The organism is Streptomyces sp. ISL-96, from assembly GCF_018614035.1.
Lineage (GTDB): Bacteria > Actinomycetota > Actinomycetes > Streptomycetales > Streptomycetaceae > Streptomyces.
The window spans coordinates 16,980-26,501 of record NZ_JAGGPA010000027.1 but is presented as its reverse complement, the minus strand read 5'-3'; the positions used below and the strand labels follow the sequence as shown (position 1 = coordinate 26,501).

Genomic DNA, 9,522 nt, shown 5'->3' with positions numbered 1-9,522 from the left:
GGTGCTCCTTACGGCTCGATGGCCTGGGCATGGACGGTGACCCCGGTCGCGGGCGTACCAGCCGCCAGGACGCCGCTTACGCCTCCGGGTGCTTCTGGCGGCGGTGGCTGTCCCGGCCGCGCTCGGTCGGGTAGTCCCGTTCGCACAGGCCGCACGGGAACGGGCCGGACACTTCCGCGAGTTCGGCCGGCTGGTCCCTTGAGTCCCTGCTCTCGGCCTCGTCGCCGACGACGCCGAGGGGCACGGAGTCCGGGCCGTACGCGGAGGCGGGCACCTCCGGCAGCGGCTCGCCGGGCACGGCGTCCCTCGGCTCCAGCGTGCTGGGCTCTGCCAGTCCCTCCGGGGTGGCTACCCCCAGCAGCTCCCCCGGGGCCGCCCTCCCCTCCTGGGCGTCCTCCTGGGGGGAGACGTACCGGTGGCCGTCAACGAGGGAGCCGATCAGGATCTCCTCCGGGGCCTGGGTGAACAGCTCGGCCGGGACGGCGAACACGTTGGGGCCGATGGTGCGCAGCTTGGGGGTCTGGGCGACCGCCCACTGCGCGAACGCGCGCCGCTGCGCCCGGGTGGGCTGGATGTGGATGAGGTCAGTCATAGGTCACCACCTGGATCGCGCACACGGTGCACGTCGTGCCGACCACATAGGTCCGCTCGACGAGGACTTTCCTGTCGTTGGTGCGGTAGTTGACGGAGGCGCCGGCCTGGTCCGGGATGGTGTCCACCGGGCCGCGGCGGATGACCAGGGGGCCGGTGATGTAGAGCCACGCGGTGCCGGGCTCGGCCGGGATGTTCCCCGGGCCCGTGTTCAGGGCGGAGTAGCCGGCGCCGATGATCGCGCAGTTTCCGGCGAGGGTGCGCAGCGCACCGGACACCGGGTCTTCCCGCAGGGCGTTGCAGCAGCCGAGCAGCGCGGCGGCGCCGGCCGGGACGTGGAGGGTGCCGATACCGCCGTAGGACGACGCCAGGCAGCCCTCCAGCGCGGCCACGCCCTGGGCGACGCTCACCGGGCCCTGGGCAGGGGTGAGGTCTTCGGCGTCCATGGCGAGTTTGGTCCGCCAGAACGCGGCCTCCAGCGCGTGCTGTTCGCCCAGAGCCATGGTTGCCTCGGCGTGGGCGCGGGCTTCGGCGTAGGTCCAGCCGAGGGTGGAGCACTCCGAGCCCGCGTAGACCGTGATGGGGGCGGCGTGCTCGGTGGTGGGGCGGCAGAACTCCTTCTGTGCCGGGCTGCCGGGCGACTCCTGGCCGGGGCTCTCCTCGTCGCACGGGTCGGGCCAGTCCCGGACGGGGCAGCAGCCCAGGGCCAACCACTCCACGCCGTTGAGTTCGTGGATGCGGTCCTCGGTGACGTCTGTGATGGTCGTGCATGAGGCGCCGAGGATGCCGTGCGGCAGCGGCGTGCCCGGGATCGCCTCTACATAGCTGCGCAGGCCGGCGGACGGCATCACGCACCTCCAGTGGTGTCAGGCGCGGTGCCGGGCCCAAGAGGGCCCGGCACGCGATTGTGGGACGGAGGTGGTCAGCTCTCGTCGGCGAGGCAGAGGATGGCGGTCTGGGCGCCGGTCTCACCGCTCGGGCAGACGGGCACGGTGACGACACGGGTGTCGACGGACCGGTCTACGAGGGCGATGCATTCTTCCGCGAACAGCGCCGTGAAGTCGTTGGTGACGAACTTCGTGGAGTCGTGGATCACGCCGAGGTTGACCTCCTCGCCGCGGCCGATGACGAGGGATCCAGCCGGGTAGATGAGGAACTTGAGGGTGGCCGGCCAGTCCAGCGCCGGAGTCGGGGCGCCGATGTCGGTGGGGACGGCCGGGGACAGGCCGCGCGCCCACTGGATGCGCACGCCGAGCGGGGTGAACAGGGCCTGGATCTGGGCCGTGGTGACCTCGTCCACGCTGACGCCGTTGCGGCGCGCGAGGTCGGCCAGGAACAGGTTCCGGCTCCACCACGGCAGGACGACCTCCAGCGCGGTGGTCTCGCACAGGCTGTGGCGCTCGATCATATCGGCGGCCTGGAGCGCGATGGCGGCGTAGACGGCCGACAGGGCTCCCATGGTGGCCGGGACGGTGACCGGGGTCGCGGCGGTCAGGGCCTGCTGGAAAAGCACCTGCCTGATCCGGATCTCGTGGGCCGTCATCGCGTTGCGGAGGTACCAGCCGATCAGCTCCGGGAAGTGCCGGGCGGTCAGGATGCCAGCCTCCAGGCAGACGCCGACCGCGTCACAGCGGACCTCCACCGGGTCCGGGCAGGGGATGCGGAAGCAGGGCTTGGTGTTGCCGGCGATGTCGTCGGCCTCGGTGTGGACCCAGGTCATGGACGAGACGTCCAGCGACAGCGGCTTGTAGTACCTGAGCCCGCCTCGGGCAAGCTGGATTTCCGGGGCGTCCCACAGCATGTCCGGGCAGGAGGTGTCCGTCAGCTCGTACAGCGTCTCGGACGGGGCGCACCAGCCGCCCGAGGCGACGAGGTCGCCCTTCGGCAGGCGGTTCTGCGCGGAGGCGGTCATGGCCACCGTCGTGCCCTCGGGCGCCGAGGAGGAGTCCGTGACGATGGTCTCCTGCGGGTACGGGTGCCGGTAGCTGATGACCTGTCCAACACCGCCACCGGCGGTCTTGAGCGCGGTCGCGCGGGAGTTGATACCGCGCACGACGTCATCGAAGTTGAGGTCCGAGCCCGGGGTGTAGCCGGGGACGTCCACGGCGGCCGTGATGTGCGTGCCCGGGGCCGGCGGCGGGGGCAGGACACGAGGCTGACGCCGGCGAACCTGGGAAAGGTCCAGCGCGGGGCGGGTGACGAGGGAGGCCGTCGCGGTCTCGGGGGCGGGCGGGGTCTCGACCTCCGGGGCCGGGTCGGCAGCGGCGACGGGCTCCGCCGGCTCGGCCGGCTCGACGGGCTCCAGGGCCGGGTCGCCGCCGCGCACCTGGGCCGCGAGGGCGTCGATCTCGGCCGCGGCCTGGGTGGCGGCCTCGTGGCGGGCCTGCTGCTCGGCGCGGATGTCGTTGACGGCGGTCGCCAGGGAGCGGAGCTGCTCCAGGTCCCCGGGGGTGACGACGCTGCTGGTGGACCGGGCGTCGAAGGCGGCGACGGCTCCCTCCAGGAGGTCGCTCAGCTCTTCGTCGTTGAGTGCGGTGATGTCCTCGGGGAGCTCGAACGGGTCCATGGGACGGATCTCCAATGATCTGCGTTGGAGACCCGGCCCAGAACCAGCGGTCGTCTGCGGTGAATCTTAGCCCGCCGGGCAGTCGGGCGGGCAGGTGTCAAGAGGCGGGACTACGTGTCCCGGTACGGGGTGGTGCTGTGATCGACCGACCGGACGGTGCCGCCCGACCAGCGTGCGGCCACCGTCTCGGCCTGGTCCTGGTCGAAGGTCCGGAAGACGACCCGGCCCCCGGACAGCACCTCATGCCGCTTCCTGGTGTCGGTCGGCGGCAGGGCGTGGATGACGTCGTGGGGGCATCTACAGGCCATGCGTCCGGCTCCTCGGTGCGAAGGGGCAGCTACCCGACCTTAGCGGCTGGGGCCGTTTCCCGGACCTCGCTGCCCGGGTAGCGCTTGGCCACGGTCTGGGCCGTCGGCTTGGACGCGGAGGTGAAGACGGGCCGGGCCTGCCCGGGAACGACGACCTCCCACTGCTGGCGGTTCTTGTTCGTGCATGAGCAAGGCATCAGACCTCTCCCCTCTTGTCGGTGCCGGCCACACTGGCGGCGATCTCTTCACGGGCCGGGGCGACGGAGGCGGCGAGCCGCTCCACCTCGGCTCGCGCTGCTTCGGTGCGCGCTGCCTCGCGGTCGGCGAGGGCGCCGGCGAACTGGTCCAGGAACGTGGTGCTGGTGAGCAGCGCGGCGACGGCCTCCACCAGCTCCGCGGACCCCTGTCCGGACACGGTGTCCGGACCGTGTCCGCCCTGGTCGCCGGGGGCGGACACGACGGGTACGGACGCGGGCGCGGACAGGGTGCCCGGGTGTCCGGACACGGTGTCCGGGCTGGTGTCCGCGACGGCGGCGGAGGCGGCCAGGGCCAGGTTCGAGCGCTCCGCGACGGACGCGAGGAGCGGCGAGGAGTGGCCGGGGACGGGTACGGACAGCACCGCCCGCAGCTGCCACCGTCCGGCCGGGCCCTGCTTCATGTGGTAACTGGGCTGGCATGCCTGGAACACGGTGCGGTCCCACTCGCTCAGCCACGGGGCCGCCGCGCCGCTGAACCACATGCCGCGCTCGTTCATGCCGCACGTGATCACTCCCGCGACCGTGCGGGTGTCGTCGAACTGGCAGCTCGCCGTCTCGCACTCCGCGCCGTCGCGGTGGTGGCCGACGTTCATGGTGAACGCCCCGGCGCGCACGAGGCTGCCGTCGTCCAGCTTGAAGCGGGCGCGCAGGAAGTGTGTGAGGTCGATGTCCCCGAGGCTGTCGATCGTCAGGTTCCGGCCGGGCATCCCGGCGTGGGGCTCGCCGGCCTGGGCGACCCACCCGAAGATCCGGCCGTCCCTGTAGTGGACGCCTCCGGAGCCGGGGGGCAGCTCCTCGGCGGTCGGCTCCTGGAACCAGGCGGCCGGGAACGGCGGGGCGTCCCGCATCGCGCTCCAGGCGGACGCGACGAGGTCGCTGAGCCCTGGGTCCTCACCGTCCGCTGCGAGGGCGGCAGCCGTGGCCTCGGGGCCTTCGGGGATGGTCGAGGTGCCGACATACAGGCCGGGGGCGAGGCGTACGAGGCGGCCAGCGTCAACGGCTCGGGAGAGGTGGCCCCTGGCGGACTCCATGCTGATGCCCAGGGCGGTGGCCACCTCCCGGGCGCCGACCGGCACCGGGGACGCGGATACGTAGGCCACGACCTGGTGGTGTGCCTCGCTCGGGCCGGCGGCCGTCACGGCGGCCGCGGCCTCCTCCTGGTCCTCGTCCTCCAGGGGGTCCAGCACGATCCGGGCTCGGCTGTAGGCGGGCATGGCGACGAGGGTGGCGCCCCGTACGCGGGCGCGGGTGATGCGCAGCAGGAAGTCCCCGGTGCGCTCGGAGTGGACGACGACGCCGCCCTCCGGGTCATCCGGGTCGCCGGCCGCGGCCGTGAGGATGCCGGTGGTGGTGAACGCGGCGCGCAGCGCGTCGGCGGACACGGTGCCGCCGGGGCCTGTGATGAGCTGGACGGCGTGCTGTGCGCGGGAGAGGGATGCGCCGGACGCGGTCCACTCCGCTGCGGTGGTGGCGGTGATCATCCACGCGTCGTCCGGCAGGCGCATGACGCTCATCGCCGGGAGGGAGGCGGCGAGCACGAGGAACCCGTCCTCGTCCTCGCTCATGGTGCGGTCCACGAACTCCACGGCCACGTCGTCCAGGTCGACGGAGACGCCGAGGGGCGCGTTCTCCTCCAGGAGCATGGCGGCGTCGGCTCCGGCGGGGCGGCTGGTGTAGAGCACGCCTTTGCCGGTGATGCGGTCGCCGTCCCGGCCGAAGGACTCGATGGCGCCGGCGAGTTCCGCGCCCTCGTGGCCCATGAGCATCTCGTCCGCGTACTGGAGGGGGGCCGGGTCGCGGTCCCAGTACAGGGAGTTCGCGGCGAAGATCCTGCCGTCGCCGGTCTCTTCGTTTTCGAAGGCGAGGGCGGTGTCGTCGGGGGTGGACCAGGAGCGCGTCGGCATCCCGGCGGCCGTGGTCTCGGTGGGTTCCATGGGGGCCTCCGTGGGGCCGAGGGGGATATCGGTGTGGTCGCCGGCGAACGCGACGCGCAGCCGGTCGAAGGTGACCGGGCCTAGCCGCTCCTCCAGGGCGGCCAAGAGGCCCGGGTCATCGCTGTAGGCCGCGCACACGTGGGGCTGCCACGGGGAGTGCTGGGTCGGGATGTCCGGGCCGTGCCGGTCCTCCAGGGCGTACGTCGCGGCCCAGCGCGCGGCCTCCAGGGTGGGAGCGTCGTCCGGGCGGTCGCCGTCGTCGCCGACGGCCCACACCCAGGACGGGGAGTCGGATCCGGCGTTCCAGTGGTTGGCGCCGAACGCGCGGCCGTGGACCAGTCCGTCGGCAAGGCCGTGTTCCTGGGCTTGGGCGCGCAGGTTGGCGATCAGCTCGTTGCGCTGGTCCTCGGTCCAGTCGGCGCCCTCCCCGAGGAAGTACAGGGTGAGGTGGAGGTCGTCGGCGGGCTCCCCGCCGTCGAGGGCGAGGCGCTGCGCGTCCTCCTCGGTGGGCATGAGGGCGATCATGGCGCCGGTTCGGTGGCTGCCGTCGGCGGCGGCCGTCACGGGTTGCACGGTGCTCTCCTCGGATTCGAAAGCGCGGCCCCGCGTGGGGCCTTGCGGTTCGTCGGCCGCTGCCCGGTCTGCTCTTGCGAGTGCCAGGGCGCAGCGGCAGTTGATGACGAGCTCGGGCGGGGCGGTCGGGTCGCCGGGGGCGGTCATGGAGACACCGGCGACGGTGAACGGCTCATCGAGGAGCCGCAGCTGACCGTTGATCCGCTCGTGGGCGTCGCGGACGTCGGTGTCCCGGCGGGTGAGCCACTGCTTGACCAGGGGTCGGTCCGGCCCGGTGAGGGCCTGGGCCGCGGCGAGGGTGGCCATGTTCCAGGCGCGCGCGGACTCCGTGCGGGCGATGCGCTCCTCGCGGACCTCCCCGAGTTGGGCCCCCTCACGGGCGAACGCTGCGCGGAGGCGGGCGCGAAGCTGCTCGACGTCCTCGCCCTCGTTGACGCCGGCCGCGAGCTCGGCGACCGCCACGGCGGCGAGGCGGTCCCCGACGGCGCGCAGCAGGTGCTCGGTGCTCGCCACGTAGTCCCCGAGCTGCGCGGGGAGGGTGTCGTCGTCGTAGCGGGCGGGCAGGTCGTCCCAGCCGTCCGGCAGCGGCACGTCCACGTCGTCGGCGGCCTGGTGGGCGGCGGTCTCCGCGACCCCGAGGAGGCGGCGCACCAGGCGCGGCACGCGGGCGCTCCACATCGCGGCGATACGGGAGACGGAGAATCGCGCGGCGACCAGCTCCGTGGCTTCCTCCAGGGCGGCGGCGTACTCGGCGGCCACCTGGGCGAGGGCGTCCGTGACGGCACCGGCGATGTCCTCCTCGGCTGCGTCCAGGGCGCGCTGCAGGGCCTCATCCATGGGCGGGCCTCCCGTTTGGTCCGGTGGGGTCGGTGGGGTCGTCGCAGATGTCGCACCACGTCCAGGGGCCGAGGGTGGACACGCCGTCCGGGGTGAGGGCCAGCAGCGTCCCGGTGAGGCGGGTGTAGGCCTTGCACGCCGTGCACCAGGTCTCCGTGGGGGTGGAGGACGTGATGGTGATGGACAGCACGGCGGGCGGCGGGGCGGGGCGGGGTTTGTGGGGGCCGGTCATGCCGCTGCCGCCCTACGCGAGCAGGAGCCGATGGCCGCCGGCACGACCTCGAAGGTGTGGACCACCCCGGCCGCGATCAGTTCCCGGCAGTAGTTGTCCAGGCTCGCGGCGAGGCAGTCCGGATCCAGGCCGTAGCGGGTGGCGATCTCCGGGACGCGGGACCATGCCCCGTCCAGAAGGCGCCACTGGTCGACCTGGGTCGGCTCCACGGTGAGCAGAGTGTGGAGCTGGGCCGGGTCAACTTCCCGAGCGCGGGCCCGCTCGCTGCGCGGGCAGGCGGGGGTGCGCTCCAGCTTGCGACCGGCTGCCGAGAGGGCGGCCCAAATGAGGGCGTCGGCGGCGGCCAGGGCGGCATCGGTGGGGCGAGGGGTGGCCGCGGCCGGGAGGGTGTCCGGTTCGCGGGGGGCCTGGTCCACGGGCAGGTCCGTGCCGCCGGGCGCCTGGTCGTCCTCCTGGTCCTGGCGCTGGGGGTTGGGGCGCTCCTCGCCGTCCGGGGCGTCGGCCTCATCGAACCCGGTCTCCCGGCGCAGTGCCCTGCTGGAGATGGCGCCCAGCTCGAACAGGCGCAGCGCGGTCTCGGAGCGGTTGGTGCGCACGCGCAGCGGCGCGGAGTCCGCGAACACGGACCATTCCTCGGCGTCCGGGACGTTCTCGCTCTCCAGCAGGGGGCGGAGCCAGTGTTCGGTGTAGGCGTGGGCGACGACGGACAGGCGGGGCTCGATGCCCAGCCGGATCGCTTCCTCCGTCAGGCCCCAGACGCCCCAGTGGTTGACGTCGCCCAGGCCGAGCAGGAACTCCGCCGGGATGTCCGCGGCCGTGGCGAAGCGCCGGATGTTCTCCTCGCGCAGCTTGATCGCGAGCTCGTCAAAGTTGGACTCGAAGGTGAGGCGCTGGATCAGGCCGACCATCTCCGCCGGCACTTCCAGGATGATCGGCACGGTGGCGGCGGCGCTGGAGGGGTCGCGGATCGCGGTCTCGGCCACCTCCATGAAGATGTCGATCAGGTCGTCCTCCTCGCTGCCCTGGACGGGCGTGGAGGGGAAGCGGGTGCCCTTCGGGACGACGAGGACGCCGCGGCCGATAAGCCGGGATAGCGTGACGGCGCGGACGGCGGCGCCGAGGAGGCGCAGCTCCTCCAGCTCGTTGAGGCTCGCGAGGACCGGGGAGTCGGCCTCCAGGTGCCTTTCCGGGCTCGGGTCCCACACCCGGATCGCGACGGGGTCCAGGGAGTTGGCCTTGTCCTCGGTGCCCTCGTCGGCGCCGGGCGGGATGGCGACCGGTGCGCCGTCGATCTGGGCCTCCATGCCCTTGCCCTTGCTGGTCATCTCCAGGACGGAGACGACGTGCCAGGTGGGCGGGGCCCCTTCGCGGGGGCGGATGACGGTCCAGCCCTCCCCGGCGACGGCGAGGTGCCGGCCGTACTCCCGCATGAGTTGGGACTGCCCGTCCCGGCCGCCAGCGATCTCGGAGACGATGCGCGCGGCCGGGTGGTTGTCCGGGGCCTTGATGATGCTGTCGCCGGGGCCCAGGCGGCCGGCGTAGAGGCGTGCGCTGCTCATGGCGTTGCTGATCCAGTTGGCGAACGACCGGACCTCTGGGGTGCGGTAGAAGCTCCATGCCTGTTCCTGGCGGGAGCGTGCCGGGTTCTGGGCGGAGGTCTTCGCGGTTCGCTGGGTGTAGCGGGCGGCGGCGGCCTTGAGCGTCTGGTCGGGCATCAGCCCACCCGGCCGAGGGTGTCGTCCACGCGGTTGAGGAAGACGGCGGCGCCGGCGATGGCGAACCATTCCAGGCCGTGGATCAGCAGGGGTGCATCCTCGAACTGGCCGGTGACCAGTAGGTAGGTGGCGAGGATTGCCCCGGAGATCCACCAGCCCATGCAGTACACGCAGGAGATCAGCGCGATGACGAACTCCCGGGTGGCGGAGTCTGGGCGGCTCTCGTGCCAGGCGTGCATCCGGTCGCGGGCGGGGTCGAGGATCGTGTCGTGGACGGCGAGCTGGGTGGCCCGGTACCCGGCGAGGCCGAGTAGGGCGAGGGTGGTCAGGTCGATCATGGTTCGCCCCCAGGCGGAATGCGGTCCTCCGGTTGTCGGCGGAGCATCATAGGCCACACCTCGGACCGGCCCCTGGGGGGTAAATGGCCAGCTCAGCACGGGAGTTCTGATCAAGGCGAGGGGTTAGGGTGCCGATCCTGGGCGCCGGCGGTGATGCCGATGCAGTGTCCG

At 72.8% G+C, this 9,522-nt stretch carries 9 protein-coding genes; all 9 read right to left on the bottom strand.

The annotated features are described in order from the left end of the window. Positions 1-76: 76 nt before the first annotated feature. The 9 genes from J7E96_RS38225 to J7E96_RS19370 all read right to left on the bottom strand — a co-directional run bounded on the left by J7E96_RS38225 (position 77) and on the right by J7E96_RS19370 (position 9,351). Positions 77-592, bottom strand: a complete 516-nt coding sequence (locus tag J7E96_RS38225) for a hypothetical protein (protein WP_215132914.1) — start codon at positions 590-592, stop codon at positions 77-79. Continuing rightward, complete coding sequence (locus tag J7E96_RS19405) at positions 585-1,439, bottom strand: cupin (RefSeq protein ID WP_215132913.1); 855 nt, start codon at positions 1,437-1,439, stop codon at positions 585-587. The genes J7E96_RS38225 and J7E96_RS19405 overlap by 8 nt, the downstream gene beginning before the upstream one ends. 74 nt (positions 1,440-1,513) lie before the next feature. Further along, positions 1,514-3,157 carry a major capsid protein gene (locus J7E96_RS19400; RefSeq protein ID WP_215132912.1) on the bottom strand — a complete coding sequence of 548 codons (1,644 nt, stop codon included), beginning with the start codon at positions 3,155-3,157 and terminating at the stop codon, positions 1,514-1,516. A gap of 110 nt (positions 3,158-3,267) precedes the next feature. Next, positions 3,268-3,465 (bottom strand): hypothetical protein, encoded by a 198-nt coding sequence (locus tag J7E96_RS19395; protein WP_215132911.1) that lies wholly within the window; start codon positions 3,463-3,465, stop codon positions 3,268-3,270. 29 nt (positions 3,466-3,494) lie between these two features. Then, complete coding sequence (locus tag J7E96_RS19390) at positions 3,495-3,662, bottom strand: hypothetical protein (protein ID WP_215132910.1); 168 nt, start codon at positions 3,660-3,662, stop codon at positions 3,495-3,497. Continuing rightward, a complete protein-coding gene (locus tag J7E96_RS19385; protein WP_215132909.1) occupies positions 3,662-7,066 on the bottom strand; it encodes a phage minor head protein in 3,405 nt (1,134 codons plus the stop codon). The genes J7E96_RS19390 and J7E96_RS19385 overlap by 1 nt, the downstream gene beginning before the upstream one ends. Continuing rightward, on the bottom strand, positions 7,059-7,298 hold the full coding sequence (locus tag J7E96_RS19380) for a hypothetical protein (RefSeq protein WP_215132908.1): 240 nt from the start codon (positions 7,296-7,298) through the stop codon (positions 7,059-7,061). Before J7E96_RS19380 ends, J7E96_RS19385 begins: the two co-directional genes overlap by 8 nt. Beyond that, positions 7,295-9,013 carry a hypothetical protein gene (locus J7E96_RS19375; protein ID WP_215132907.1) on the bottom strand — a complete coding sequence of 573 codons (1,719 nt, stop codon included), beginning with the start codon at positions 9,011-9,013 and terminating at the stop codon, positions 7,295-7,297. The genes J7E96_RS19380 and J7E96_RS19375 overlap by 4 nt, the downstream gene beginning before the upstream one ends. Then, positions 9,013-9,351: a DUF1360 domain-containing protein gene (locus J7E96_RS19370; RefSeq protein WP_215132906.1), complete on the bottom strand. Its 339-nt coding sequence runs from the start codon at positions 9,349-9,351 to the stop codon at positions 9,013-9,015. Before J7E96_RS19370 ends, J7E96_RS19375 begins: the two co-directional genes overlap by 1 nt. Positions 9,352-9,522 lie beyond the last annotated feature (171 nt).

Excerpts from the sequence above, each read along its gene's own strand:
- J7E96_RS19390 (WP_215132910.1), bottom strand. The coding sequence starts at position 3,662 with ATGCCTTGCTCATGCACGAACAAGAACCGCCAGCAGTGGGAGGTCGTC.
- J7E96_RS38225 (WP_215132914.1), bottom strand. The coding sequence starts at position 592 with ATGACTGACCTCATCCACATCCAGCCCACCCGGGCGCAGCGGCGCGCG.
- J7E96_RS19395 (WP_215132911.1), bottom strand. The coding sequence starts at position 3,465 with ATGGCCTGTAGATGCCCCCACGACGTCATCCACGCCCTGCCGCCGACC.
- J7E96_RS19375 (WP_215132907.1), bottom strand. The coding sequence starts at position 9,013 with ATGCCCGACCAGACGCTCAAGGCCGCCGCCGCCCGCTACACCCAGCGA.
- J7E96_RS19370 (WP_215132906.1), bottom strand. The coding sequence starts at position 9,351 with ATGATCGACCTGACCACCCTCGCCCTACTCGGCCTCGCCGGGTACCGG.
- J7E96_RS19400 (WP_215132912.1), bottom strand. The coding sequence starts at position 3,157 with ATGGACCCGTTCGAGCTCCCCGAGGACATCACCGCACTCAACGACGAA.
- J7E96_RS19380 (WP_215132908.1), bottom strand. The coding sequence starts at position 7,298 with ATGACCGGCCCCCACAAACCCCGCCCCGCCCCGCCGCCCGCCGTGCTG.
- J7E96_RS19405 (WP_215132913.1), bottom strand. The coding sequence starts at position 1,439 with ATGCCGTCCGCCGGCCTGCGCAGCTATGTAGAGGCGATCCCGGGCACG.
- J7E96_RS19385 (WP_215132909.1), bottom strand. The coding sequence starts at position 7,066 with ATGGATGAGGCCCTGCAGCGCGCCCTGGACGCAGCCGAGGAGGACATC.